A 26,179-nucleotide genomic window follows, 5' to 3' on the forward strand; every position below is an offset into this window, starting at 1 on the left:
CGCCCGGGATCCCTGCGGCCGACGCCATACCGGTCCGCACCGCCGGTTCCGACCGCGGCTTCGAGCACGTCCGCGCCCACGGCGTTCCGCCCCGGCCGCATCGGGGTCAGTGCGTCAGGACGACCTTGAGGACGATGATGAGGACCCCGAGCACCAGGTTCACCGCCGCGGAGACGACCACGAGCCGCGTGGAGGCACCGGATCGCAAGGCGGCGGCCAGCGACCATCCGACCTGCCCGCCGACGGCGACGATGAGCGCCAGCCAGACCGTCCCCTGTGCCCCCAGGCTGAGCAGCGGGCTGACCGCCACCGCGATCGCCGGCGGGATGGCGGCTTTGAAGATCGGCCACTCCTCCCTGCACACTCGCATGACGACGTCGCGGCTCATCCGCCGTTGGGACATGCGTTCGCCGAACAGTTCCGCGTGAACGTGGGCGATCCAGAAGACCAGTCCGGTGGCCAGGAGCAGCAGGATGAGTTCCAGGCGCGGAAAGGAGCCCAGTGCCCCGGCGCCGACGATGACGGACGAGGCGAGCATCGATCCGTAGACGCCACCGGTGTAGTCGGCGTGGGCGCGCTTTTGTGCCCTGCGCTCGTGGCCTTCGGACTGTCGCGTTCTGAACATCGAGGTTCCCTTGTCCTGTTCGACGTGGAGCCGTCCCCGCCGTCACTCGAGAATCCCCAGGCTGCGCGCCCGACGCACGGCCTCGCCGCGGCGGGTGACGCAGAGCTTGCGGTGGATGCTCTTCAGGTGGGTTTTCGCCGTGTTCGGTGAGATGAACAGTGCCGCGGCGATCTCCTCCGTGGACGACATCCGTGCGGCCTCGCGCAGCACCTCGCTCTCGCGGTCGGTCAGCGGCACCGGTACGGCCGACGTCTGTTCGCCGGTCGGGGCCTGCGCACGCGTCGCCGGCGGGCCGGCGCCGGTGCGTCCGAGGACACGGGCGGGAAGCCACCCGTGCGCCATCGCCAGACGCGGGTCCCGGCGCAGCAGCCGGCGCACCCAAGGGCCCGCCTCGGCGACCGTCCGCCGCAGTCTTTCGGTGCGGGCGAGTTCGAGCGCCTCACCCAGCAGGCGGCCGGCCTCCGCGAGGCAGCCGGCCTCGGCGGCGGCGGCGCCCTGCAGCAGGCGGGCCTCGACCCGGTCGGCGTTCGTCGCGTGGGCGGGCGGCTCGGTCAGCAGCTTCAGCGCGCGCGTGCGCTCGCCGGCGGCAAGCAGGGCGCGCGCCCGGGCGACGACGTACCGGGGACGGTCGTCGCCGATGCTGCCCAGCACGTGCAACGCCGCTTCCGGGTCGCCCCGGGCCAGGTGGGCCGAGGACTGCGCGACGGCGAGTTCGTCCGCCTCCCATCGCGCCGTGGCCGGCACGACATCCGGCGTCGAGCAGGCCGCGCCTCGCAGGACGGCGAGGGCTCGCTCGCCATCCCCTCGTGCGGTCGCCAATCGGGCGCCGATGACGGCCGCCTGCACGTTCGCCACGGGTTCGTGGAAGGCGTCCGCCGCCGCGTTCGCCAGGTCGAGGCCGGCTCGGGCGGCGTCCAGGTCGTCGTGCTCGGTGGCGACGCCGGCCAGAACCAGGTGGTCGAGCCCGGTCACGCGGTCCGGCGGCAGCGCGCATCCGCGTGCCAGTGCGAGCGAATCGCAGGCGTGTGCCCGGGCGTCGTGCAGGCGACCCCGCAGCAGGTCGACCAGAGCCAACGACCCGAGCGCGTCGCAGCGTGGTTCCTCGGTGCCCGGTCGAGAGCAGGCCTCCAGCGCGGCGGTGAGGGTGGCTTCGGCACGGTCCAGCCGCCCGCCTCCCAGCTCGGTCGCGCCGAGGTTGGCAAGCGTGAGGGCGAGGAATTCCGGGTGCCGCTCGCGCAGCGGTCGCGGGATTTGCCGCAGCAGGCGGTCGACGTCGGCCGCGGCCTGCTCGGCGGCCTCCGCATCGGCCGCCGGACGGGCCACGAGCACGCCGACCAGGGCTCGGCCGAGCAGCAGGCACGGGTCGGCGACACCGGTCAGGCACGCGTCCACGCGCCGCAGTGCGACCGTGGCGCCCCGGTGGTCGCCCTCGGCAACCCGGCACGCCGCCGCCACCAGGGCCGGCGCCGCGCCGGGCAGGTCCGTCGGCATGGTCGCGAACGCGCGGGTCAGGGTGGACGTCTCCAGGCCCGTGAACAGTTTGCCCAGGGCCAGATCGTCGGTCAGGAGCGCGGACGCGAACGGCCAGTCGGCGGCGGCGGTCGCCTGGGCGATCGCGTCGCCGAGTCGGCCGGCCCGAGCGAGCCACCGGGCCGCCCGGGCGCGCAACAGCGGTGCCCGCCCGGGAAACCGGCGGCTCAGGTGCGCTTGCAGCACTTCGGCGAACAACGGGTGCATCCGGTAGTACTCCGACCCTTCCTCGCGGTCGACGAAGGCGTTGTCGCGCGCGAGTCGCCCCAGCGTCCAGGCCGCGTCCCGGCGACCGGTGAGTTCGTCCGCCAGGTCCGGGTGGATCCGGTCGCTGACGCAGGTGCGCAGCAACAGGTCCTGCGTGGCCGGTGGTTGCGCGTCGAGGACCTCGGTGAGCAGATAGTCGGCGATCGTCGTACGGTCGGCCGCGAATTGCCGCACGAACGCCTCGGGATCGGGGCTGCGCCCCATGGCCAGGGCGCACAGGCGCAGCCCGGCGGCCCAGCCTCGGGTGCGTTCCGTCAGCAGGTCGACCGCTGCCGGTGACACGTGCAGTCCGTGGCGCCGCAGGATCCGCTCGGTCTCCGGTGCGGTGAAGCGCAGGTCGGCATCGCGGATCTCGGTGATGTCGCCGGCCAGCCGGTAGCGGTGCAGCGGCAGCGGCGGCTCGGTTCTGGCGGTCAGGACGAGCCGCAGGCCGCCGGCGGCGTGCGCGAGCACGAAGTGCAGGTCCTCCGGGACGCCGTCGGCGACCGCGTCGAAGTCGTCGATGACCAGCACGGCCGGGTCCCGGCGGGCGGCCAGCGCCGCGGCAAGGCGTACCAGGACGGAAGAGTCCGGCCCTTCCTCGCGCGCCGGCGCGCCGACCTCGACCGGGATCCGCACCCCGTTCCGGTGCAGTGCCTCGAGCAGGTAGGCCCAGAACGCGCCGGGGCCGTCGCGTTCCTCCGCGGTGAGCCAGGCGGTGCCCCGAGGGGCCGCGCCCGAGGTGATCCAGTGCGCGACGAGCGCGGTCTTCCCCGCTCCGGCGGCCCCACCGACCAGGGTCAGCGGCCCCGCGATTCCGGCGGTCAGCCGAGCCGGCAACACCGGGCGCTCGACGAACACCTTCGGTGTCGCGGGGATGACGAACCGGTCGGTCAGCATCGGCGCCGGCGCCCGCTCCGGTGGCGGCACCGATCCGTAGGAGTCGAGCGCCAAGAGGTTGCGCATGGTGGGGTCACCCACGTCCGGGGAGCTGGAATCAGGCCTCCTTTCCACTCAACCCCAGTTGTGCACGGCTCGCCGGCGGGGGCGATCCGCCCTCGACTCCCGCAGACATCGACCGGGCACGGCCGAGTGGCGGAACCCAACGTGCCGGTCCGATAACCGTCGGTGACAATCGAAGATGCGGAGTCGGCCGAACACGTGGAGTCGGCCCTGGAGAAGGAGCGCGATGTCCAGCTCACCGGAGCCCCATAACGGCGCGACCAAAGGCTCGCGGGGCGTGTCGGCTGCTTCGCCCCCGCACCGCGGGGCGGGTTCGCGTGTCCTCGGATTCATCCGCGCTTTCGCCTCGACCGTACTCATCGTGCTGACCTGCGTCCTGGTACCGGTTTCGCTGATCACGGTGTGGGTGCACGACATCGTGCTCGACACCGACCGCTACGTCGAGACGGTCAAGCCGCTCGCGACCGACCCCGCGATCGAGGACGCCGCCGCCAACCGGATCACCCGCGCGGTCGACGTGCGTGCGGACGGCAAGGCGGTCACCTCCGATGTCGCCGGCTGGCTCGAATCCCAAGGGCTGCCGCCGCGGGTGGGTGACGCCGTACGCTCGCTCGCCCCGCAGTTGGACGATGCCGTCACCCAGGTCGCCCGGAAGGCGGCCGACCGCTTCGTGACGAGCGACAGGTTCGAAACGTTCTGGACCCAGGCCAACCGGAAGGCACACACGGCGGTCGTCGATGTGCTGACCGGCGATGGGCGCGGCGCGGTCGGTGTCAACGGGGGCACGGTCACGCTCGATGTCGGCGACGCGGTGGAGAACGTCCGGCGGGAACTCGTCGACGCGGGAGTCAAACCCGCGTCACTGATTCCCGACGTCGACAAGCAGATGGTGCTCTTCCGGTCGGACCAGATGAACAAGGTCAGGGACGCGGCGCACGCGCTCGATGTGATCGGCAACTGGCTGCCGGTGATCACCGTCGTGATCGGCGCCATCGGGATCGCACTGGCCCGCAGGCGCCGTCGTGCCCTGGTGACGACCGCCTTCGGGGTCGCGGCCGCCTGTGTGGTCATGCTCGTCGCGCTGGCGATCGTACGCCGCTATTACATGGACCACCTGCCGCCGGAGGTGCTGTCCCCGGCGGCGGCGGGAGCGGTCTTCGACACGCTCCTGCACTTCCTGAAGGTCAGCACCGTCACCGGGTTGGTCCTGGGCCTGGTGGTGGCGATCGGCGCGTACCTGTCCGGCACCGGCGGCCTGCCGCGCGCGCTGCGCGGGGGCGCCGACCGCACGGCCGACTCCGTCGCACGGTGGGGGAACACGCACGGACTCACGGCGGGACCGGTCGGCACCTGGGTGGCCGCCTACCGCAGATGGCTCATCCTCGCCCTGGTGCTGCTCGTCGCCCTCTGCTTCGCACTGTGGAACCACCCCACCGCACTGACGATCGTGCTGCTGCTGGTCATCCTGCTGGTGCTGCTTGCCGTGGTCGCGCTGTTGGCGGCATCGGGCCGTGTCACCCGCTCCCACGAGGACTCCCGGGCGCACGGGTAGTCGCCCGGTCGCCGTGCGCGGGCGGCCCCGGGCTCCGGCGCCGACACCCGTGGCGGCCCCGGGCTCCGGCGCCGACACGGGTGCGCACCGCGCGCCTGGTCGCCGTGCGCGGGCGGTGTGCTCCCCGGCTTCACGTGCCGAGGATGCGGGCCTTCTGGGCGGCGAACTCGTCGTCGGTGAGGACGCCCTGCTCCTTGAGCGCGGCGAGGTCCTTGAGTTGGGCAATGGGGTCGGCCGGCGCCGCGGCGGGCGGAGCGGCGGCGGGCGGCGGGGCAGCGGCCTGTTGTTCCTCGCCCTGCTGTGACCAGCGGCCGGCCTGGCGGCGCGAGACGCGATTGGACACGGCGGTGGCGGTTCCGGCGACGACGGCCGTACGGGCGACGCCGCGCAGGAGTCCGGGCATGATTTCCTCCTCGGGATGGCGGGACGGACCCGCGGGTCAGGTGGCGGCTTCCAGCGCGTCCAGCGCGTCGACGACGTTCTGGAACGGGATCCGACCGCCGGCCACCATGCGGGCGCCGCCGCGGCGCAGGGCGGCGGCGAGGGGCGCGGCCCACAGGTTCTCGTAGAGGAGCAGAGCGGCGGAGTCTCCGGGGCGCAGCGAGGATGCGGCCTCCGCGGTGTCGTCCTCGCCCAACAGGCCGGAGGACGCGCCGTCGAAGACCGCGAGGTCGAGCAGCCCGTCGCCGGTCACATCGGCCAATGCCAGGCCCGAGACCGTGCCGTCCTGCTGCTTCTGCACGAAGGCCAGGTCGAGGATGCGGATGATGCCGCGGTCGACCAGGTCGACGAGGAGGGGTAGGCCCTCTCCGGTCATGTGGCTGCCCGGGAACTCGATGATCAGGTAGTCGATCGGGCCCATGTCGTTGGATTTGTCGTTGGATTCATTGCTCACGGCGGTTCCAGATGGGTGCGTCGGGAACGACGGGCTACGCCTCGACACGGTCGAGTCGCTCGTCGAGCGCGATGGCCGCTGCGGCCGACGCGCGGTGCGTAAAGCCTGAGGAAGTCGCCGAGTCGCTCGCCGGACGGACCGATCTCCTCGACGAACCGGCCGGCGGGCCGGTTCACGCATGCCGTGTCTCCTCACCCGGCCCCGGGCGGCGCGCTGCCGCCGATCGGGATGAGTGCGCCGACCGGGATAGTGCGAAGCTAGCCCGTCCGGGTGCCCCTCGGATCACCTGCCAGGGGTGATTCCGTTCGAACCACCGGCCCCGGTCCCGGTGGGACTGCCCGACGGGCCGGGATCGCGAGGCAGGTGGACCGCGGCGCCGAGGCCGATAAAACCAACTGCGGCCAGGGCGGCCATGGCGATCGCGTACGCGCCGGTGGACAGGCCGGCGACCAGGATCGTGCCGGCGATCGCGGTGCCGAGTGAGGATCCGAGGTTGGAGACGCCGCGGGACAGGCCCGAGATCTCCCCCTGCTGCTCCTCCGGGAAGCTCGATTGCACGATGTTGACCGACGGGGTGAGCATCACCCCCATGCCGTGCGGTCCGATTCGATGTCGCCCCACGCGTTCCGGTCCGGCAGCCGCCGATGCAGCGTCGCACAGACCGCGACACCACAACGAGACGAGACGACGCTCTGGGCAGCCTCACCCCTCCCTCACCGGCCACCCGTGCGGCCCAACCCGGCACCTGGAGACGTCGCCGGGCCCTGCGTGGCTTCGAGCCCTGCGTGGCTTCGGGCTCTACGTGACGAGTTCGTAGGTGCTCTGCGCGACGAGCCACAGGCCGGTCAGCAGCGACAGGACGACGATCGCCTGGTCCTGGTGTGACTCGATCGCCATGCGCAGCCGCGCGAGCTCGGCCCGCGCCTCGGTCGGCGCGAACGTCGCATACAGCTCCATCACCAGCACACTGCCCGTGGCCAGCAGGAAGAAGCTCATCAAGGCCACGAACGTGACGGCGGAGGACATGTCCGCCTGCACCACGGTGGCGCCACCGGCGGCGACCATCGCCCAGGGCTGCAGCAGGACGGCGAGTCCGGCGGCCGTCCACGCGGAGACGCGATCCAGCCGCGCCAGCCACTTGGGCGTCTTTCGAGGTCGAGTGGGCCCCCGACGCCGTTTGTGCTCGCCATAGGCGACGAGTACGACGCCCACGGCCAGCTTCGCGGCCAGGGCCGCCGTCGAGGACGCACTGTGGCGCGAGGGCGGGTCGCCATCGGTCAGCCACACCACACCGGCGACCACGAGGACGAGTTCGGCGAGCCAGGTGAGGATGAAGACGAGCCCCTTCAACAACCCTCTGTCCGTGGACAGCAGCAGAATGAACGCGGAGTTGTGCAACGGCCCCAAGCTGATGGCTGTACCGATGATGACGAGATCAAGGACCATTGATTGCCCCCATGACGGTAACCGCGGGGCGAAGTCGAGGGGATTCCTCGGAGCAGCCGATATCACCGCGTCACGCGGCGGGTCGACGCAGCCACATCGTGAGCACAACGGTTCCGCTGTTTCCGGGGAACGGCAACCCGGCCGATGCCCGGTCGAACCGGACGTGTCGTTCGGCTCGGCCGCGATGCGCGGCGCGGCGAGGCGAGGCGCCGCACGGCTCCCGAAATGCTCCCGCTCGAAACCAGTGGTATGCCTTGAGTGATTGCCGTGTCCGATGTCCGACATGCCCGTCATGCCGATATTCGGTGGCAATCCGGCATGCCGGCGAGCCCGCGCCCCAACGGCGCCGACCACGGCCCTGGACTGGGAGTTTTCGATGGACGACTATCCGCTGTTGAACCTGTTCTGGACCATGATGTGGCTCTTCCTGTGGGTCCTGTGGTTCTTCCTCCTGTTCAAGGTGATCGGCGACATCTTCCGCAGCCACGACCTGGGCGGGTGGGGCAAGGCCGGCTGGCTCGTCTTCACGATCCTGCTGCCCTACGTCGGAGTCCTGATCTACCTCATCGTCCGCGGCCACTCGATGAACCGCCGCGACGTCGAGCAGGCCAAGGAGAACGAGGCCGCCTTCAAGGCATACGTTCGTGACGCCGCCGGCCCCACGAGCGGGGCGAGTACGACCGCGAGTCCCATCGACCAGCTCAGCAAACTCGCCGACCTCAAGAACAACGGCACCATCTCCGACGACGAGTTCCAAAGGGCCAAGCAAAAGCTCCTGACCTGAGCCCGCGGTCTCCGCCGACCATCAGGACGCCGGCCGTCGCGATCAGCGAATGCCGACCAGCTTCCGAAGGAACCGGTCGATTTGCTCGTCCAAGGACGTGCGCGCTTCCTCGGGCTGGTTCAGGTGCGTGCGTGTACCGCGCACCGCAGGTCGAAGGCGACGACGACCGGGTCGGCGGAGGGAGCCGATCCGGCGTCCATGCAGCGCGGAGATGACTGCCGCAAGCTTTCGGCTCGCCGGGGCGGGACCCGAACTGTCGTCGCGTGAAAGGGCTTTGCTCAGCCTGGTTGCGGACGTCTGTACACAGACGCTGGGCACGCCGTACGCATTGCACGTACGGGCCGCCTTGGACAACGGCCTCGACGCCGACGATCTGCGCGAGTTGCTCCGCTTCGTCTCCTACGACAGCGGCTATCCGGCGGCACTGGCCGCTCTGGAGCGACTGGTGGAGATCGAGCGCGAGTACGACCTGCTCGGGCCGACCGGACCGGCGCATCGGCTGAACACGGACGGCACCGGCAGTCCCATCCCCGCCGCGATGCGCGCCGAAGTGCACGCCCTCGACCCGAGTTTCGCCGACTACATGGATCTCCAGTCGCGCATGCGCGCCGACATGTCCAGGATCAGTGTCCGCGAGCGGGCCTTCGCCACGATCGCGGTCGATGTCCTCTATCAGACCCTCCAGGAGAGCTTCCGCGCCCCTGTCGGCCGGGCACTGGGCACGGGTGCCACGCCCGACGAGGTCCGTGCCGCCGTCCGCGCCACCGCACCGTTCGGGATGACCCGCACCTGGCGCGCCCTCGACGTCCTGGACACGCTGCTGACCGAGCGGGAGGCCGTTCGCCCGTAGCGCGCCCGGCCCGCCGCATGCATGGGCCGGCTTCCCGGGGAGCCGCACCGGGCGGACGACCTCGATCCGTGGAGCCCCTTGCGTCGAGCGATCCGTGACCCTCCTGCCGTACAAGGTTGTCCACTCGAGTGCGGACACGCGGCGGTGTGTCCGCATGTTTTCCGTTGCTCTCCGGGGGCAGCCATGGATCACCGCATCACGAGAGGCGTGCGGCGTGATTCAAGGCGATGGGAGGTCGGAAATGTTGAGAGCAATCGGTGACGTCTTCGCCAAGATCGGGCATGCGATCGCGACCGTCGTCACGCTGCCGTTCCGGGCCCTGGCCCGGTTGTTCGGCGGCGCGTCCGAGTCGACGCGCGGGCGGCACTGACCGCGGACTCGATGCCCGTCGGGTCGACCTCCGGCGTGCGCGGGGTCGGGGCCGACAACCCCGGCCCCGGCGCAGGCGGCGCCGAGGGCTGTGTCCGGAATCGCCGGGTGATCAGACGGTGAGAAGGGCCTTGACGGCGCGGCGCTCGTCCATGGCCCGGTACGCCTCGGCGGCTCGGTCGAGAGGGAGTTCGAGGTCGAAGACCTTGCCCGGATCGATGCGTCGGTGCCAGATCAGGTCGATCAGCTCCGGCAGGTACCGGCGGACCGGGGCGGGGCCGCCATGCAGATGCACATGGGAGAAGAACAGCTCCTGTCCGTCCAGCCGCACGTCGTGGGAGACGCCGACGTAGCCGACATGGCCGCCGGGGCGCGTGGAGCGGATGGCCTGCGTCATCGACTCCTGGGAGCCGACCGCCTCGATCACCGAGTGCGCGCCCAGGCCGTCGGTCATCTTCTTGATCCGCGCCACGCCGTCGTCGCCGCGCTCGGTGACGATGTCGGTCGCCCCGTACTCGAGCGCGAGCTTCTGTCGTGGCTCGTGTCGGCTCATCGCGATGATCCGCTCCGCGCCGAGCTGCTTCGCGGCCAGTACCGCCAGTAGCCCGACCGCGCCGTCGCCGACCACCGCGACGGTCTTGCCCGGCCCGGCCTGCGCGGCGACGGCGCCGAACCACCCGGTCCCCAGCACGTCGGACGCGGCGAGCAGACTCGGGACCAGGTCCCGGTCCGGAATGCCGGGCGTGGCGACCAGGGTGCCGTCGGCCAACGGCACGCGCAGCCGTTCCGCCTGCGAGCCGAGGGCGCCGACCGGTTCGCGGTGAACGCAGGAGGACTGGTAGCCCGCGCGGCAGATCTCGCAGGTGTTGTCCGAGGCGAAGAACGACCCGACCACGAACTGCCCGGGTTCGACGGTGGTGACCGCGCTGCCGACCTGCTCGACGACACCGGCGTACTCGTGGCCCATCGGGGCGGGCGCGTCGAACGACTCGATCCCCCGGTACGGCCACAGGTCCGACCCGCACACACACGTCGCCGCCAGTCGGATCACCGCATCGGTCGGGGCGAGGATCGCCGGGTCCGCACGCTCCTCGACTCGCACATCGCCGGGGGCATGCATCACGACACCACGCATGGAAACGCTCCTTGTCTGTTGGCAGGGCCTGCCGGACGGCCCTGTCCGTCGGACGGGCCTACCGAACGGCTCTGCCGGAAGGCTGCCGCCGAGGCCCCGCCGGTGGGGGCGGCGGGTCCTCGGATCATTCAAGGACGTGCCCCGAGCCGAACGAGGGCCGCGCTCGCGGTGTCGCCCGGTTGTTCACCCGCATGCGCGTCCAGGCTCCCGTCACCGCCGGGACCGACAGCCGAAGCTCGGCGCGGACGCGCACCCTCTCGGGGTCGTGAGTGGCACCTGATCGGACGCACGGAAAGACGACACGCGTACCGCGATGATTTCGGCGCGGACTTTCGGTCTACATGAGCAAGGACAGGAAGGAGTCCGCCATGTCTCGGAACGGACCCGCGGAACAACCCACGACCGAACTCGACGCCCGCTACAGCTCCGCGCTCAACCCCCGCCCCGGCGCCGCGGATGTCACGGCCACCGAATGGGCCGAGGCCCAACGCCGAATGCACGCGGCCGAGATCTTCTGGGTGACCACCGTGCGACCCGACGGACGGCTGCACATCACCCCGTTGATCGCCGCCTGGCACGACGGCGCGCTGTACTTCTCCACCGGTCCGGGAGAGCAGAAGGCCACGAACCTGGCCCATGACGAGCACTGCGCACTGCTGACCGGCGGGAACTCGCTCACCGAGGGACTCGACGTAGTGATCGAGGGCACGGCGAAACGCGTCGACGATCCGGCGCTCCTGGAGCAGGTGGTCGGGGCCTACGAGACCAAGTACGGTCCGCACATCACGTCGCCCGAGGGCACCTTCCACGGAATGGGGGATGCGATCCGCAAGGGGAGCGTGCTGGTGTTCGCGGTAGCCCCGGCGACCGCGTACGGCTTCGGCCGGGACGAGGGGGTCTACACCCACACACGGTGGACATTCTGAGCAACCGGCTCCGCCTCCCGGGTCGCGCCGCCGACACCGGGAGGTGTGGGCGGCGCGGCCGGGACCGGACGCGCGAAGGGGCGAACGGGAGGATTCTCGTCCCCGTGCCCATGCGCGGGTGGTGCGTTCGTCGGCGGGCTGCGATCGTTTCTAACCGGGACGAACAGCCCCGTAGAAGTACATGGTGTCGATCGAGGCCTCGGTGATCTGCGTACCGGGACGCGGTGCGTGAATCATGCGACCGCCACCGATGTAGAGGCCGACATGCGAGTTGTCCCTGTTGAAGAAGATCAGGTCCCCGGGCTGCAGCTCCGCCTTGGTCACCCGCTTGCCGTCATTGATCTGTGTGGTCGTGACGCGTGACAACTTGACGTTCGCCGCGGCCCAGGAGGCTTGGGTCAGGCCCGAACAGTCGTAGTTGGTGGGGCCTGTCTTGCCCCAGCCGTACCACTTGCCGATCTGGGCGCGCGCGAACTGGATCGCGACGGCGGCCCGTCCGGAGGCCGGCACATCCGTCGTGGGTGTGTCCTTCGGCTTGTCGCGCGAACTGCGATCGGGTGTACCGCTTCCCGGGGCGGTTTCATGCTCCGAGGAGGCGAGGATCTTGGCTCGCTGCTCCCTGGTGACGGTGTTGAGCAGGCGCTCGGCCTCGGCGAGTTTCCCCTGGATCTCGGTTTTGTTCCGGTTGAGTTCGGTCCGCAACTTCTCCAACTCCGCCAGTTGCGACGAAGCCTCGGTGCGGTCCTGACTCAGAGCACGTGCCTGGGCGGCGATCTGGCGCAGCTTGGCGGCCTGTTGGCTGTCGAGCTGCGCGATCATCTGCGCCTTCTGCAGGTAGTTCTCGGGGTCTCCGCTCAGCGCCAGCGAGAGCGTCGCCGGGAGAGTGCCGCCCCGGTACCGATCGGCCGCGACGACCCCGATCTGGTCACGCAGGATGTTGAGCTGATTCTGCTCGTCGGTGACCCGGGCCTGCGTTCGATTGGCCGTTTCGCGCAGCTTGTCGGCCTGTTCCTGGACGCCGTTGAAGACGTCGGTGGCCTTGATCGCGTCGCTGTGCAGCTTGTTGACCTGTTCCTGGATCTGCTGCAGCGAAGGCTGGGGGTCGGCCTGGGCGGTACCGGCCAAGGCGATCGTGCCGGTCATGGTCGCGGCGACGGTGACCACGGTCGCCACCGCGCGGGCCGAGGTGCGCGGTTTGGGCTTACGGTGCTGTCCGCACCGATGTCTGGACGCCACTGGGGCGGTTCTCCTTCCTCGGCCGCCTACCGGGCCGAATGCGGACACTCGATTCGGCGGGGACGACCGGGCGGCCCGGGCGGACCGGATGGCCGACCCCGAGGCGATCGTCCGTCGAAGAAGGCCCACCCCAGCCATCCAACGACCATGACCCCGGCCTTCACGTTACCGAATCTTTATCGTACATGCTTCGCCTTCGAATTCATCGCGGCGGTTCCATGAACAGTCGAGAAGATCATAAATGAGAGCTTTGTCCGATGCGTTTCGCGGGGAATTCGACTACGACGCCCGAATGCCGCATCCGGTGCAGGGTTATCCGAGCGTGGATCGACGCACATTTCGGAGGCGCGAGCGTCCAAATGGGGACGCAATGACCTCCGTCGCGGCCCACCGGCCTGCCGGCCGTGCGGCGAGGCCTCGACCAGTGGTCGACCCGGCAAAAGAAAGCCGTCGAATGAGAGCCGTCGAAATGCGGGATTCGCTCCTTTCGGATTCACCTTCGGTCCCACGGCCGACCGATTGATAAAACCCGCACGAGCCGGATTTCGGTCGGCAGATCGCTTTTCGGACGATACTCGCAATGCGATGGTCGATCGGATTCCATTCCGATCGATATCACGTGGCGGAGATGATGCTTGCGGGCGCACCGAGTCGCAGGACCCCACTGCTCCCACGTCGACCCTCGATGGAGCGGTACTTGATTCGTCCGGTACTCGGCGGCAGGGAAATCTTGTAGCGCCGGTAGAACTGCTCCTCGGACATACCCGAGCGACACGGAGCGTACTGTCGCGGAGCGTGGGAGTCCCGCGCGACCCGGTCTCGCGAGGATGCGGTGGACCCCGCTCCGCGAGCGGTGGACACGATGCCGGTGGACGACATCGGGACCGTCGTCACACGTAGGCGATTCCTCATTCGGCGACGGGTCATCGACGGTATTCCATGCTCCCCGTCTTCGCACGCAGTATGCCGTCGGCCGAACGACCCCGCCCCGACCGGCATCGCCTGTCTTCCACGACCGAACACGCATCGGCAGGACCCCCATCGGACCGGAAGGATCCCGCCCGGAACAGGCGAAGGATCACAGACGGAGCGCAACGTACGGGCCCAAGTCCCGTACAGGCAAAGGGGATTCCCGAAGACGATGTGGCATTCGTCACTACAACCCCCACGGTCCGTCGATAGTCCCGCACCGAACCGAATCACCCGTCGGGATCCATAGACGACAATTCATCGGCAGCGCACGGCAAGGTGGGTACTTGTCGACACCATGACCTTTCCGAAGTGATCTGTGTCACGTGGTTGCCGACTGGGCCAACCGATAGGTTCCGCGCATTCATGCGCCTTCGCGCGCCATCTCGAACACCACACCCCGGGAGCGTTCCTCATGAGGCATTCGCCTCCTGTCGCACGTCCTTATCCGCGACTATCCGCGGCCGTCTGCGGGCTCGTTGCCCTGTCGCTGTCCTGTGGCGTCGCCGGCACCGCAGGTGCGTCCGTCGTCACCCGCACCGACGCCATCGCCGTACCGGACAACGCCCCGGCCGCCTCGGCGACGCCCACCGACGACGCCGCGGCGAAGGCCCAGGCCGAGGCCACCGCCACCGCGCAGGCCAAGCGCACCGGAGTCCCGGTCCCCGTACCGGAGTTGACCACCGAGACCGACACCGTCACGGCTCTGCCCAACGGCAACCTCGCCCTCAAGCGCACCATCGAGCCGGCTCGTACCAAGAAGACGGGTACCTGGCGCGAACTCGACCCCACCCTGGCCAAGGCGGCCGACGGAACGGTCCGACCAGCCAGTACGACCGGCGACCTGGTCCTCGGCGGAGGAGGCAGCAAGCTCCTCGCCTCGATGACCAACAACGGGCGCAAACTGACCCTGAGTTGGCCCACCACGCTGCCCAAACCCGTCCTCGCCGGCGACGGCGCGCTCTACCCGGGTGTCCTGCCCGACGTCGACCTCAAGGTCGTCGCCGGCGAGCAGGGCGGCTTCACCCACACCCTGATCGTCAAGACCGCCGAAGCCGCCAGGAATCCCCGACTCGCAACTCTGCAGCTGGGGATGGACGCCGACGGCCTGACGGTCGGTGCGAACTCCGATGGGTCGCTCGCGGCCAAGTCCCCCGACGGCAAGGTCGCGTTCATCGCACCCGCGGCCTCCATGTGGGACTCGCGCACGACCCCCAAAGCCACCGGCACCTCTCTCCGTGCCGGCGCGTCGGCCGACGCCGCCCCGGCGACCGCCCCGGGCACCGAACTCGCCTCCACCGACCGGCAGCCCGGCGCCCGGGCCTCGGTTGCCCCGCTGAAGGCCGAGGTGGCCGATGGCACCCTCTCCCTGACCCCCGACGCGGGCCTGCTGTCCGCACCGGACACGGTCTTCCCGCTGTACATCGACCCCCCGTGGGTCCCCTTGCCCGACAACGTCAGCACCTACGGCTGGGCCCAGGAGGCGTACCCCGACACCCCGGGTTACGGCCGGACCGACTTCCAGCCCGGTGCCGGATACCAGCACTACCGGGTCAAGACGGGCCTGGAGCGCACCTATTACCGCGTCGACTACAACTGGCAGGGCCGGCTCAACGGCAAGGCGATCAAACGGGTCGTCTTCAACACCACCCAGGTCGACTCCGCCATCTTCGGCTGCGAGCAGCAATACGCGCAGCCCGTCGAGCTCCACCTGACCAACGACACCCTGACCACCGGCACCAACTGGGACAACAAGCCCACCGAGTTGGGCCTGTGGGGCACCGCTTCGGTACCCAGCTCCAGTACCCAGTCCAAGTGCGGCAACCGCCTCGTCGACTTCGACATCACCTCGAACGTCCTCCCGCACCAGAACTGGGAGTTCCTCACCCTCAGCGTCCACGGCAAGGAATCGCCGAAGACCACGAGCAACGACGGCTTCAAGCGGTTCTCCCGCACCGCCGCCGACAACTACATCTACATCGAGTACAACACCCCGCCCAACGTCCCGAAGAACACGCGGATGACCCCGGTGCCGGTCAACGGCGGGGCCTCCGGGAACGCCGGTTACATCGGCGCGGTCAACCCCGCCGTGGGCGGCGTGAGCCTGTTCGCCACCCTGACCGACCCCGATGGCCACGACGTCGACGCCAACTTCGCCATTCGCGAGGTCGGCAACGGGAATCCGCTGATCCACGAGAGCGGGTGGATCTCCCGGGGACCGAGCGGTCACGAGGCCCGCGCCGACATCCCCGCCGGGAAACTCCTCGACGGCCACACCTACAACTGGGGCGTCGTGGCCGGCGACGGCGACCTCGAATCGGGTTGGGTACCCGGCCAGACGTTCACCGTGGACGGCACGCCGCCCACGGAGCCGACCATCGCCAGCACCGACTTTCCCGTCAACGGAGGCGGCAACAACGCCGGGAGCAAGGGTACCTTCACCCTCACCGCCACCGACAACGCCTCCGGCGTCGATGCCATCGAGTACGCGCTCAACGGCCCCATCCCCGTCGGCGGAGCGGCCCGCGCCACTTACGACGCCTTCGACAACACCTGGCGCATCAAGGACCTCCCGGTCGGCCTGTGGGGCACCAACCACCTCTTCGCGCAGACCGTCGACAAGGCCGGGAACCGCTCCCAGCCCACCGACTACACGTTCTACGCACCCAGCGACCCCAAGGCCACCACCACCCTCGGCGACATCGACGGCGACAAACGCATCGATCTCCTGATCCCCGACGACACCGGCGCGCTGCGCATGTACGCGGCCAACACGAACCCCGCCGACGGTGGGGTCACCGTGTCGACCCGGGTCCAAGGCCCGGTGGGCGTCGACCAGAACGCGACCTGGACGGGGGCATTGATCACCCACCGCGGCGGGGCGGGCATCTTCCGCGACAATCTGTACGCGCTGGGCAGCGGCCAGTTGTACCTTTACCGCAACAACGGCCCGGACGCCGAAGGCAAGTTCTTCGCCAAGGGCACTCGTCGCAGCACCGTCGCCCGGCCCTCGGCCACCCGCTGCGTCGACCCCACCAACCTCCCGAGCAGGACCTGCACCGGCTACAAGAGCGACTGGTCCCAGGTCCTCGCCATCCTCGCCGTCGGCAATGTCGACGCGGACGTGGACGAGGCCGGCGGCGCCAAGATGGAACTGCTCACCGTGGAACAGGACGCCTCCGGTGTCCGCCGCGTGTGGCTCTTCCACGGCACCAGCAGTGCGTCCTCCTTCGACCACGCCACCCTCATCGGCAGCGGCAACGCCTGGAACAACCTCGACCTCCTCGCCCCCGGCGACACCACCGGCGACCAACTCCCCGACCTGTGGGCACGCGACCGCACCACCGGCCAGGTGTACCAGTACCCGTCCAAGAAGAACGCCGACGGCACCGTCGACGTCACCGCACTCGGCAACACCACCACACGAACCCTCATCGGCACCGGCCTCGACGCCGCCGCCTACCCCAAACTCAACTCCGACGGCGACCTCGACGGCGACGGCAAGGGCGACCTGTGGGCCCAGGCCACCGACGGACGACTCGCCGTCGCACTCGGCACCACGCGTGCGCCCGACGGCAACTCCTTCGCGCCGATGCGCGTCATCGCCGACAACCAGACCCCCTGGGACGGGGCCGGGTGTGAGGAGTTCCCCTCCGCCGGTGACGCCAACGTCAAACTGAAGGTCTGCGGACCGATCCTCGCCAAATACAAAGCCATCGGCGGCGTCGACGGGCCGCTGCGCCTGCCGACCACCGGTGTGCTTCCGGACGGCAAGGGCGGGAAGTACGTGAACTTCCAGGGAACGGTCGACGGTGGCGGCACCAACGGCCACATCAACTGGTCTCCCACGACCGGGGCTTGGTACCAACACGGCGCGGCGCGACACAAGTGGCTCGAAAGCGGAGGCGTCAACGGCCCACTGGGCTACCCGGTCTCGGACGAGACCACCATCCGGAGCGGTGCCGGGAGCGTCATCGGCTGGATCACCCACTACGCCGGAACGCCGACCGGCGGCCCGGGCGCCATCACGTGGACCGACGACACCGGCGGGCACGTGATCACAGGCGACACCTACAGCCGCTGGCAAGCCATCGGCGGTCCGCAGGGGACCCTCGGGTTCCCCGCCACCGACGTGGCCAACACGCCCACCAAGCCCGGCACATACACCCTCTTCCGGACGCCGGGCGCGAGCACCGACACCGGCTCCATCTACACCAGCCCGGAAACCGGCGCCTGGGCCGTCTACGGCAACATTCGCGCCCGATGGGCGGCCCTGAACTGGGAGCAGGGCTGGCTCGGCTTCCCCACCGGCAACGAGTACGACGTTCCCGGCGGACGCCGCAGCGACTTCCAAGGCGGCTACATCCGCTGGAACGCCACCACCAACATCAGCACCGAACACCACTACAACGACAGCACTGCCGCCCAACGCAGCGAGTACTCCGGAGACTTCGACGGCGACCACCGGGCCGATGTGCTGACCGTCTACGACTACGGCCAGGGCACCACCGCGCTGTTCGTCTCTTCCGGCACCTCCGACGGTGGCGTCGGCGCACCTCGGCAGGCGTGGCTCAGCCACGCCGGTTGGTTCGACAGCACCCGTGCCAAGTTCGCGGTCGGTGACTTCGACCAGGACGGACGCGACGACGTCGTCGCGCTGTACGGCTACCCCGACGGCGCCACCCAACTGTTCACCTTCCTGTCCCGACCCGACGGAAGCATCGCCGACGGCGTTCCGAGCAACTACACCGCGCCCGGCCGTTGGGACTGGACCAAGGCCGTCCTGCTGGCCGGCGACTTCAACGGTGACGGACGCGACGAGCCGACGATGATGTACGACCACGGCTCGGAAACGACCAACGCCTACACGTGGCCGACCAAGGCGGACGGCACGTTCGAGGAACCCGTAGCGACCTGGCAGAGCGGTGCCTGGAACTGGTCGCTCGCGCGCAGCAAGTTCGTCACCGGCGACTTCGACGGGGATGGCCGCACCGACCTAGCCGCGATGTACGGCTACGGCAACACGGAGGGTGACGCCGTCGCCCTGTTCACCCTGCGGGCCCTGCCCGACGGGCACTTCGCCGGCACCACGCAGTCCTGGTCCCGTACGGCCGGCAACTGGTCCTGGAACAGGACCCGACTCACCACCGGCGACTACAACAGCGACGGTCGGGTCGACATTGCGGCAATGTACGACCACGGCAACGGCGTGGTGGGCCTGATGACCTTCACCGCCCGCACCGACGGCGGATTCAACGACGACGTCGCCGGCTGGACCTCCGCCGCCGGAACGTGGCCGGGCAACGCCGCCGTGCCCGTGTCCGGCGACTACAACGGCGACGGACGCGCGGACGTCGCCGCGATGTTCGAAGCCACCGACGGATCCACCGAGTTCCACATGTTCGCCGCCACCCCGGACGGCACGTTCCCTGCTCCTGTGAAGGGATGGAAGGCCACTCCCGGCACCTGGTAACCGTCCCGTCCGACCCACGTAAGTCAATGGAGCCCGGCGCCATCGGCGCCGGGCTCCATTCGACGTGGTGGTTGACTTCGGCGTCCGAAATCCCGATCCGTGCGGCCTCGGTACGGGTCTGCGCGGCGGCTGGATCACCCGCGGCGGCGAGCAGGTTGCTCGCGGCCTCCGGGGACATCCGCCCGGCGTGGTCGGGGTTGCGTGGTATTCGATGGGTTGGCCGTCGCACTTGCCTTGACTCGTCAAGGTAAGTGGTTTTACCTTGAGTGGTCAAGGTATGAGAGGAGGCGTCGTGCGCGGACGAGCCACGATTGCGGCGATGATCGAGGTGGCGGCGGCCCTGGGCGTCACGGTCCACGCTGCGGCGGCGCCCCGCGAGATCCGCTTCTCCCGCGCGGGCTGCCGGCTGCACGGACTCGACTGGGGCGGAACGGGACCTCCGGTGCTCCTGTTGCACGGTGGCGGATTGACCGCGCGCACGTGGGACTTCGTCTGCCTCGGCCTGCGTGGCGCCGCCCGACTCGTCGCACTGGATCTGCGTGGGCACGGCGACAGCGACTGGTCCGAGGACTACCGCATCGACACCATGGCGGCCGATGTCGTCGCCGCGGCCGACCACCTCGGCTTCGATCGGATCCGGCTGGTCGGCATGTCGCTCGGCGGTGTGGTCGCCGCCCACGTCGTCGACTCGCGGCCCGACCTGGTGGAGCGGTTGGCCCTTGTCGACGTCGCACCCGGCGTGGACTTCGAAAGCACCCGGCGGGTACGGGCGTTCATGGCCGGACTCGGTCCCGTGCGAGAACTCGAGACGGTGGTCCAGGCCGCGATGTGCGTCAATCCGCGCGCCGACCGCGCCGGCGTCGCCTACCGCATGAGCACACTGTTTCATCGTGCGCCCGACGGCGTCTGGATACCGAAGGGCGATCCGCGTCCCCCCGATTTCCCCGCCATCCTCGCGGCCATCGATCGGCTGGACGCTCGGCTGACCGCGGTACCGGTCCTGGTGGTGCGCGGCGCACGCAGCAAGGTCCTCCCGCAGGCCACCGCCGAACGCCTGGTCGAGCGCATCCCGGACGGGAGACTCGTGGTCGTACCGAACGCGGGGCACATCGTCCAGGAGGACAACCCGGCGGCGCTGACCACCGCACTGCACGCGTTCCTCACAGACGAGTCGTGACCCGGGCACGCTTGGCGTTGCCGCGCGGAACGCAGGGAGACGGAGCACGCCGGCCGGCCGTCCCGGCTCGCGGGTTCCTCCCCCACACGCCGCAGCCTTCCCCAGGCCGCCCGACCGTCGTCGCCCACCGGCCGCCCGGCCTTCGATCGTGCCGATGCGGGCGGTGGTGCCATCCGCTGTCATTCCTGCCGTTCGACCCACTCCCCCCACCCAGCGGGTAGCCGTAACCGGGACGGCCGGTGTCGGCGCTGGTGCGGAACGGCGCGCCCTTGTTGTCGATGTGCTCCGTGCCGCGGCGGTCGCCGCTGGACCAGGCGGCATGGCCCTACCACCGCGGGCTCGCGGGCCGGATCGCCGGCAGATGGTCACGGTGGCTGCCGGCAGCGGGCCCAGGGGCGGGCCGACAGCGCCCCATTCGTGCCGGTTTCGGTGGCTCCGGCAGCGCCGATGCGCAGGTCTCCACGCTGCGCCCCGGCCTTCCGACGCCCGGGCGACGCCTGCCTCCTCGGCGGCCTGTACGAACGCGGGGCCGCTGCCCGGCACCGCGAACAGGAACACGCCCTCGACCCCGGCCGGCGCCGCCGGCAGCGTCTCCGGCCGCCCCAGGTCGCCCTCGAACACCTGGACGCCGTCCGGGAGTTCCGCGGCGGCCGGGTCGCGGGTCAGGCCCGCACCGAAACCCCCCGGCCGACCAACTCGCGGACGACGTGGCGGCCGACGTTCCCGGTGGCACCGGTGACGAGGATCATGCGTTCTCCTTGGGCAGCAAAAACGAGTTCCCGGGGCGAACCCACCCTCCCCGGTGCAACAGGACAACAGTATTGATCAAAGAGGCAAGCTCCATTCCTGATTCGACACGGGGAGAGCGAACCGCACACGGGGTGGAGCGAACCGCGAACCCGGGCATCAGACCGAACGGCTCCGCGGCGGCGCGGACTTCCGGGCCCGCGCCGGAAGGGGCGGCGGCGGGCGGTGCGGACGTGCGGTCGCCGGGCCGATGGCGAACAGGGCGGGGCGTCCGCACACCGCGTGCGAGGTGCGACGCAAGACGCGACCGACTCGCGGACCAGCAGCTTGACCTTGTCGTAGCGTCAACGTTTCTACTGGTGGCATGCGAATCGGAGAACTGGCCGCCATCGCCGGCGTCACCACGCGCGCCGTGCGCCACTACCACCGCATCGGCCTGCTGCCCGAGCCACCCCGGCAGCCCAACGGGTACCGCGAGTACGCCCTGCGCGATGCCGTCGAACTGGCCCGCCTGCGCCGGCTGACCGAGCTCGGCCTGAGCCTGGACGAGGTCAAGGACGTGTTGGCGAACGACGCGGGCCGGGAACTCGTGGAAATCCTCACCGAGCTGGACGTCGACCTGGCCCGCCAGGAGGACGCCATCCGGCAGCGCCGCGCCCGCCTGCGCCAACTGCTCGAACAGGCCGAGCGGACCGGACGATTGCCCGCCGAGGCCCCCGTCTCCCCCGAACTCGCCGCCGTCTTCGAGGACATGGCCCGCGCCTCCGCTCTGCTCCCCGGTCCGGAACCGGCGATGGCCGCCAAGGAGCGGCAACTGCTCGCCCTGTTGGAGACCGGATCACCGGGCGCCGACCGAGGTTGGCTCGACGCCCTCGTACACACCCTCGGCGCCGACCCGGAGGCGATGCGGCGCGCGTACGAGGTCTACGCCCGACTGGACGAACTGGCCGACGCCGCCGAGGACGACCCCCGGGTGGAGCAGACCGCCCGGGCGGTCGCCGAGAGCATCCCGGACGCGGCGCTGCGGGCGATGGCCATCCCGGACCGGGGCGTGGCGGAAGACGAAAGCGGTTTCCTGGACGCCTTCTTCGAGGATCACTCCCCCGCCCAGGCGGCGGCCATCCGCCGCGCCATCGTGCTGCTCCGGGAGCGTGCCGGATGAAGGGGCCGAGGAAGATCGTGCGTTGGTCCTTCGTCGCGCTCCTCCCCGGGGAGTTCACGGTGATCCTGTGCCTGGTCGGCGGCGTACGGGTCCCTTCGACCGCCCGGACCGCCACAGCGGCGGCATCGCTCACCATCGCCGTGGCGGCGTCCGCCCTGCTCGCCCTCGACCACCGCCGCCACCGCCGTGCCGGGCTCGCACGCCGCCCCGCCTTCCTCGCCGCGATCGCCGACACCGTTCCGGCGCCCGTACGCAGGCTCACCGCCCACGAGTTGTTCCTCTCCACCAGCTTCCTGCGCTGGGCGACCCGCCGCGGCCCGCACGGGGTCCGCGACGGCGACCTGCCCGTCGCGTACGCCCCCGGTCAAACGGCGTACGTGTACTGCTTCTTCTTCGTCTCCGTCGTCGAGACCCTGGCCCTCGCGTTCCTGATCCCGTGGCCGGTCGTGCACGCCGTCACGCTGGTCGTCGACATCTGGGGCTGCTACTTCATCGTCGCCCTGCACGCCTCGTGCGTGGTCCGCCCCCACGTGATCGGCCCGGACGGTTCCCTGCGCCTGCGCTACGGCGCCCTCCTCGACATCCACATCCCCGCCGACCACATCGCCTCCGTCCGCCTCGAACGGAAGTTCCCCGAAGGCAGATTGGCCACCGTCGACGACAACGGCGTCGCCGACCTGGCGGTGGCGAGCCAGACCACGATCACCGTCGAACTCACCGCCCCCGTCTCGTACCGACGCCCCCTCGGCAAACCCGCCCAGGCCCGCGCCTTCCGCTTCTACGCCGAGCACCCCGAGCCGGCCGTGGCGGCTCTGAAGACCCGTGTCGCATCCCTCGGGAGCAAGGCCGGCACCGAAACCCGCACGTCCACCGCGCCCGAGCAGCCCCGGAGCCGCTGACCGCCGGCGGCCCGCCGACACATCGGGGCGCGTCGGCTACCCGGCCCTGCCCGTCGTCGGGCCGACCGCGTTCGATGCCGTCGTCACCGAACGCCGGGCAGCGCACCCGTCGTTCGTGAGAGAAAAGTGCATCGTTCGCAGCGAAAGTGGCCTTGGCCGCCGGAATCCGGCGTGCATACGCTGATTCGACCGCACGCATGCGACGCGTGCCGCACCCCCGCTCGTCCCGCTCCGACCTCTCCACCCCGACTCGCCCCGTATCCCCACCTACCCCATGGACGGACCACAGGGACCACAAGCATCCTCGGGAGCCTCCAGTGAGAAGCACACGATTCGTGCTGTGCGCACTGCTCATCACCTGGGCCGTCGGCGTTTCACCCGCCGCCGCTTCGTCGACCGCACCGGCGCCGTCGGCGGACCGGAGCGTGTTCGCCCTGTCCAGCGCCGCCTTCGTCGACGGCGGCTTCATCCCCAAGATCCACGAGTGCACCAGCGGGGGCGGCAACGCCCCCCCCCCCCCCAAGAAGAACGAGTCCCCGCCCCTGACCTGGTCCGGAGCCCCGGCCACCGCCAGGAGCTACGCGATCGTCATGCGCGATCTCGACAACGCCAACCTCATCCACTGGGTCATCTACGACATCCCGGCGAACACGACCTCGCTCCCCCAAAACGTCGACCACGCCTACCGCCCCTCGGTCCCCGCGGGAGCCAGGCAGGTCTACTACCGGGGAAGCGCGAGCCTCTACGGCTACCAGGGACCCTGCTCACCCTCGACGGTGAACACCTACGAGTTCGTCGTCCACGCGCTCAACCAGCCGTCCCTTCCCGGCCTGAACTCCGGCTCGTCCACCCAGACCGCCGCCAGGACCATCGCCGCGGCCTCGATCGCCTCGGCCGGGATCCGCGGCGAGTCGTAGTACTTCCCGCCGACGTTCCGACGATCCCTGACGGTGGCCTCCTGGCCCGGATGGCGCAGGCGCGTGGGTTCGGGCATGGGTGTCGTGTCAGCCGCGGACGCCGAGGCCCGACTCGCATCCACCGATGGGCGTAATCCGGCGCGCCGGAGCGTGGTCCGACCCGCTGTCGACCGATTCCCGGGTCAGGATGGCAGCGACGCAGCGCCGCGTAGCCGACGCGCGGTGCGCACGGGTCGCCGGGAGATGTGAGCGTATGACGATCGATCGACGGAGGTTTCTGACCGCTCTGGGGGTCGGGGGTGCGTTGGCGGTGACGGGGACTGCGGCCGGGGCGCCGGCGCGGAGCCGGACACCGGTGTTGCCGGCGTACGACGCCCGGCCGTTGCGAGGCATCGCGGGGCAGCGGGTGCCCGGGTCCGTGGCCGAACCCCCGGACTGGGCCGCGTTGAAGGCGCGGCTCGACGGGCGGCTGCTGTTGCCGGAGGACCAGGGGTACGGCGTGGCCCGGCTCGGATACAACGAGCTGTACGACGATCAACTTCCGGCGGCGGTGGCCCAGTGCACCTCCGCGGCGGATGTACAGAGTTGCCTGGATGCGGCCCGTGGACACGGGGTACCGATCGCCGCGCGCAGCGGAGGACACAGTTACCTCGGGTACAGCGTGCCCAACGGCGGGCTGGTGATGGACCTGCGGCCGATGGCGCAGGTCCAGGTGCAGTCGGACGGGACCGTGCGAGTCGGGTCGGGAGCCCGGCTGATCGAGGTGTACGCGGCGCTGGCGGAGGCCGGACGGCTGATGCCGGCCGGCTCGTGTCCGACGGTGGGGGTCAGCGGGCTGGCCCTGGGCGGCGGGATCGGGGTGTTGACCCGCAAGTACGGACTCACCTGCGATCGGCTGGTCTCGGCGGAGGTGGTCACCGCCGACTCGCGGGTACTCACCGTCTCCGAGTGCTCCGAGCCGGACCTGTACTGGGCGCTGCGCGGCGGAGGCGGCGGCAACTTCGGCGTGGTCACCCGGTTCACCTTCAGCACCGAGCCGGCGCCCGCGCTCACCGTCTTCTCGTTGCGCTTCCCGGCCGGCTCGGCCGCGTCGGTGATCGGGGCCTGGCAGGAGTGGGTCTCGGACGCGCCGCCGGAGCTGTGGTCGAACTGTGTGGTGTCCGGCGGTACGCCACCGACCTGTCGGGTGGGCGGGTGCTACGTCGGGGCGGAGAGCGGGCTGAATCCGCTCCTGGACCGGCTGATCGCCGCCGCGTCGACGCAGCCGAGCTCGCGCACCGTGCAGGGCAAGAGCTACCTGGACACGATGAAGTACATGGCCGGCTGCGCGAACGACACCATCGCGCAGTGCCACCCGACCTTCGAGGGCGGGCGGCTGCCGCGAGCGGCCTTCGTCGCCGTCTCCCGGGTGCTGACCGCTCCGCTGGACGCGCAGGGGGTGGTGCGGTTGATGGCCGGGCGTACCGGGATGGACCTGCTGCTGGACTCGATGGGCGGCGCCGTCTCGCGGATCGCCCCCGACGCAACGGCCTTTCCACACCGCTCGGCCCTCGCCACCGCACAGATCTACGCGAGCACCACACCGGCCGGCAAGGAGGAGGCGACAGCCGCGGTGGACGCCGTCCGAGACGGCCTCGAGGCGCTGGGCGCGTCGGGGGCGTACGTCAACTACATCGACGCGAACCTGCCCGACTGGGGTACGGCCTATTACGGCAAGAACCTGTCGCGGCTGAAGGCGGTGTCCCGACACTACGACCCGGACCAGGTGTTCACGTTCCCCCAGTCGGTGGCGCGGGCCTGAGCGGCGCGGTCCACGTGGGGCGATGGAGGTGAGCTTCCGGGGCCGGAGTTCGGAACGCACGGCGGCGAACCGTGGGCCGCTCCGAACCCCGGCACCCACCTGCGCCCGAGGGCTGCACGACGGCGCGGATTCGGACGCGGACGAGCGGTCCCGGCCACGCCGGGCGGTCGGCCGTGGCTCGTGTCGTGCCGCTCGCACGGCGGTTCCGGCCCCGGGACCATCCTTGGCGTTGCGGGTGCGAAAGTACGCGACGCGGCGCTCGTCCCGAGGATCCGCACGGCGTTGCAGACCGCGTTGCACACCACGTTGCACGCCGCGTCGCACACCGCGTTGCACACCGCGTTGCACACCGTGATCCCCGACGCATGAGTCGGCGTATGGCGTGGGTGGGCATGTCGGCGGCGGGAACCGTTTCGGGTGAACTCGCATCCGCAATAGGCATGGATGGGTTTGGACGGCCCGCACGGGAGCGTCCGC

18 protein-coding genes and 1 pseudogene are annotated in these 26,179 nt (G+C 70.3%); 11 read left to right on the forward strand and 8 right to left on the reverse strand.

The features are described 5' to 3' along the window. Nucleotides 1-106: 106 nt before the first annotated feature. Both OG948_RS41250 and OG948_RS41255 read right to left on the reverse strand, forming a co-directional pair. Nucleotides 107-625: a hypothetical protein gene (locus OG948_RS41250; protein WP_331770104.1), complete on the reverse strand. Its 519-nt coding sequence runs from the start codon at nucleotides 623-625 to the stop codon at nucleotides 107-109. A 42-nt stretch (nucleotides 626-667) separates the two neighbouring features. After that, nucleotides 668-3,367 (reverse strand): LuxR C-terminal-related transcriptional regulator, encoded by a 2,700-nt coding sequence (locus OG948_RS41255; RefSeq protein ID WP_331770105.1) that lies wholly within the window; start codon nucleotides 3,365-3,367, stop codon nucleotides 668-670. Between the two features lie 358 nt (nucleotides 3,368-3,725). Here OG948_RS41255 and OG948_RS41260 point away from each other — a divergent pair, with 358 nt between their 5' ends. Then, nucleotides 3,726-4,916: a hypothetical protein gene (locus OG948_RS41260; protein WP_406300572.1), complete on the forward strand. Its 1,191-nt coding sequence runs from the start codon at nucleotides 3,726-3,728 to the stop codon at nucleotides 4,914-4,916. 130 nt (nucleotides 4,917-5,046) lie between these two features. Here the strand turns inward: OG948_RS41260 and OG948_RS41265 are convergent, their stop codons facing one another. The 4 genes and pseudogenes from OG948_RS41265 to OG948_RS41280 form a co-directional block, all read right to left on the reverse strand. Further along, nucleotides 5,047-5,319 carry an SHOCT domain-containing protein gene (locus tag OG948_RS41265; RefSeq protein ID WP_331770107.1) on the reverse strand — a complete coding sequence of 91 codons (273 nt, stop codon included), beginning with the start codon at nucleotides 5,317-5,319 and terminating at the stop codon, nucleotides 5,047-5,049. Nucleotides 5,320-5,355: 36 nt separating this feature from the next. Beyond that, on the reverse strand, nucleotides 5,356-5,778 hold the full coding sequence (locus OG948_RS41270) for a DUF6325 family protein (protein WP_331773475.1): 423 nt from the start codon (nucleotides 5,776-5,778) through the stop codon (nucleotides 5,356-5,358). 315 nt (nucleotides 5,779-6,093) lie between these two features. Continuing rightward, nucleotides 6,094-6,405 (reverse strand): annotated as a pseudogene (locus tag OG948_RS41275) (MFS transporter); the annotation flags it as partial. Between the two features lie 204 nt (nucleotides 6,406-6,609). Further along, entirely contained in the window at nucleotides 6,610-7,257 is a 648-nt protein-coding gene (locus OG948_RS41280) for a GAP family protein (RefSeq protein ID WP_331770108.1), read from the reverse strand. Nucleotides 7,258-7,633: 376 nt separating this feature from the next. Between OG948_RS41280 and OG948_RS41285 the strand changes: the two genes are divergently transcribed. The 3 genes from OG948_RS41285 (at nucleotide 7,634) to OG948_RS41295 (ending at nucleotide 9,261) form a co-directional block, all read left to right on the forward strand. Then, the gene (locus OG948_RS41285) at nucleotides 7,634-8,041 is read left to right on the forward strand and encodes an SHOCT domain-containing protein (RefSeq protein WP_331770109.1); all 408 of its coding nucleotides are present in this window, start codon (nucleotides 7,634-7,636) and stop codon (nucleotides 8,039-8,041) included. A gap of 211 nt (nucleotides 8,042-8,252) precedes the next feature. Beyond that, the gene (locus tag OG948_RS41290) at nucleotides 8,253-8,891 is read left to right on the forward strand and encodes a carboxymuconolactone decarboxylase family protein (protein WP_331770110.1); all 639 of its coding nucleotides are present in this window, start codon (nucleotides 8,253-8,255) and stop codon (nucleotides 8,889-8,891) included. A gap of 241 nt (nucleotides 8,892-9,132) precedes the next feature. Further along, nucleotides 9,133-9,261 carry an LPFR motif small protein gene (locus OG948_RS41295; RefSeq protein WP_331770111.1) on the forward strand — a complete coding sequence of 43 codons (129 nt, stop codon included), beginning with the start codon at nucleotides 9,133-9,135 and terminating at the stop codon, nucleotides 9,259-9,261. Nucleotides 9,262-9,372: 111 nt separating this feature from the next. Here the strand turns inward: OG948_RS41295 and OG948_RS41300 are convergent, their stop codons facing one another. Next, nucleotides 9,373-10,395: a zinc-dependent alcohol dehydrogenase family protein gene (locus tag OG948_RS41300; protein ID WP_331770112.1), complete on the reverse strand. Its 1,023-nt coding sequence runs from the start codon at nucleotides 10,393-10,395 to the stop codon at nucleotides 9,373-9,375. A 368-nt stretch (nucleotides 10,396-10,763) separates the two neighbouring features. On the opposite strand from OG948_RS41300, the gene OG948_RS41305 reads away from it, so the two are divergent. Next, entirely contained in the window at nucleotides 10,764-11,321 is a 558-nt protein-coding gene (locus OG948_RS41305; RefSeq protein ID WP_331770113.1) for a pyridoxamine 5'-phosphate oxidase family protein, read from the forward strand. 150 nt (nucleotides 11,322-11,471) lie between these two features. Here OG948_RS41305 and OG948_RS41310 read toward each other — a convergent pair whose 3' ends face one another. Beyond that, nucleotides 11,472-12,485, reverse strand: coding sequence for an NlpC/P60 family protein (locus OG948_RS41310; protein WP_331770114.1), 1,014 nt, complete (start codon nucleotides 12,483-12,485; stop codon nucleotides 11,472-11,474). Nucleotides 12,486-13,941: 1,456 nt separating this feature from the next. On the opposite strand from OG948_RS41310, the gene OG948_RS41315 reads away from it, so the two are divergent. The 6 genes from OG948_RS41315 (at nucleotide 13,942) to OG948_RS41340 (ending at nucleotide 25,702) form a co-directional block, all read left to right on the forward strand. Then, entirely contained in the window at nucleotides 13,942-18,999 is a 5,058-nt protein-coding gene (locus OG948_RS41315) for an FG-GAP-like repeat-containing protein (RefSeq protein ID WP_331770115.1), read from the forward strand. A gap of 292 nt (nucleotides 19,000-19,291) precedes the next feature. After that, nucleotides 19,292-20,176, forward strand: a complete 885-nt coding sequence (locus OG948_RS41320) for an alpha/beta hydrolase (RefSeq protein ID WP_331770116.1) — start codon at nucleotides 19,292-19,294, stop codon at nucleotides 20,174-20,176. Between the two features lie 1,111 nt (nucleotides 20,177-21,287). Further along, complete coding sequence (locus tag OG948_RS41325; RefSeq protein ID WP_331770117.1) at nucleotides 21,288-22,085, forward strand: MerR family transcriptional regulator; 798 nt, start codon at nucleotides 21,288-21,290, stop codon at nucleotides 22,083-22,085. After that, nucleotides 22,082-22,984 carry a hypothetical protein gene (locus OG948_RS41330; RefSeq protein WP_331770118.1) on the forward strand — a complete coding sequence of 301 codons (903 nt, stop codon included), beginning with the start codon at nucleotides 22,082-22,084 and terminating at the stop codon, nucleotides 22,982-22,984. Before OG948_RS41325 ends, OG948_RS41330 begins: the two co-directional genes overlap by 4 nt. 335 nt (nucleotides 22,985-23,319) lie before the next feature. Continuing rightward, nucleotides 23,320-23,901 carry a YbhB/YbcL family Raf kinase inhibitor-like protein gene (locus OG948_RS41335; protein WP_406300890.1) on the forward strand — a complete coding sequence of 194 codons (582 nt, stop codon included), beginning with the start codon at nucleotides 23,320-23,322 and terminating at the stop codon, nucleotides 23,899-23,901. 253 nt (nucleotides 23,902-24,154) lie between these two features. Further along, entirely contained in the window at nucleotides 24,155-25,702 is a 1,548-nt protein-coding gene (locus OG948_RS41340; RefSeq protein ID WP_331770120.1) for an FAD-binding oxidoreductase, read from the forward strand. Nucleotides 25,703-26,179: the final 477 nt, after the last annotated feature.

Origin of the sequence: Embleya sp. NBC_00888, from assembly GCF_045207655.1 — a bacterium.
In the GTDB taxonomy this organism is placed as follows: domain Bacteria; phylum Actinomycetota; class Actinomycetes; order Streptomycetales; family Streptomycetaceae; genus Embleya.

Coding starts and splice junctions, on each gene's coding strand:
- OG948_RS41250 (WP_331770104.1), bottom strand. CDS start 625: ATGTTCAGAACGCGACAGTCCGAAGGCCACGAGCGCAGGGCACAAAAG.
- OG948_RS41255 (WP_331770105.1), bottom strand. CDS start 3,367: ATGCGCAACCTCTTGGCGCTCGACTCCTACGGATCGGTGCCGCCACCG.
- OG948_RS41265 (WP_331770107.1), bottom strand. CDS start 5,319: ATGCCCGGACTCCTGCGCGGCGTCGCCCGTACGGCCGTCGTCGCCGGA.
- OG948_RS41270 (WP_331773475.1), bottom strand. CDS start 5,778: ATGGGCCCGATCGACTACCTGATCATCGAGTTCCCGGGCAGCCACATG.
- OG948_RS41280 (WP_331770108.1), bottom strand. CDS start 7,257: ATGGTCCTTGATCTCGTCATCATCGGTACAGCCATCAGCTTGGGGCCG.
- OG948_RS41285 (WP_331770109.1), top strand. CDS start 7,634: ATGGACGACTATCCGCTGTTGAACCTGTTCTGGACCATGATGTGGCTC.
- OG948_RS41290 (WP_331770110.1), top strand. CDS start 8,253: ATGACTGCCGCAAGCTTTCGGCTCGCCGGGGCGGGACCCGAACTGTCG.
- OG948_RS41295 (WP_331770111.1), top strand. CDS start 9,133: ATGTTGAGAGCAATCGGTGACGTCTTCGCCAAGATCGGGCATGCGATC.
- OG948_RS41300 (WP_331770112.1), bottom strand. CDS start 10,395: ATGCGTGGTGTCGTGATGCATGCCCCCGGCGATGTGCGAGTCGAGGAG.
- OG948_RS41305 (WP_331770113.1), top strand. CDS start 10,764: ATGTCTCGGAACGGACCCGCGGAACAACCCACGACCGAACTCGACGCC.
- OG948_RS41315 (WP_331770115.1), top strand. CDS start 13,942: ATGAGGCATTCGCCTCCTGTCGCACGTCCTTATCCGCGACTATCCGCG.
- OG948_RS41325 (WP_331770117.1), top strand. CDS start 21,288: ATGCGAATCGGAGAACTGGCCGCCATCGCCGGCGTCACCACGCGCGCC.
- OG948_RS41330 (WP_331770118.1), top strand. CDS start 22,082: ATGAAGGGGCCGAGGAAGATCGTGCGTTGGTCCTTCGTCGCGCTCCTC.
- OG948_RS41340 (WP_331770120.1), top strand. CDS start 24,155: ATGACGATCGATCGACGGAGGTTTCTGACCGCTCTGGGGGTCGGGGGT.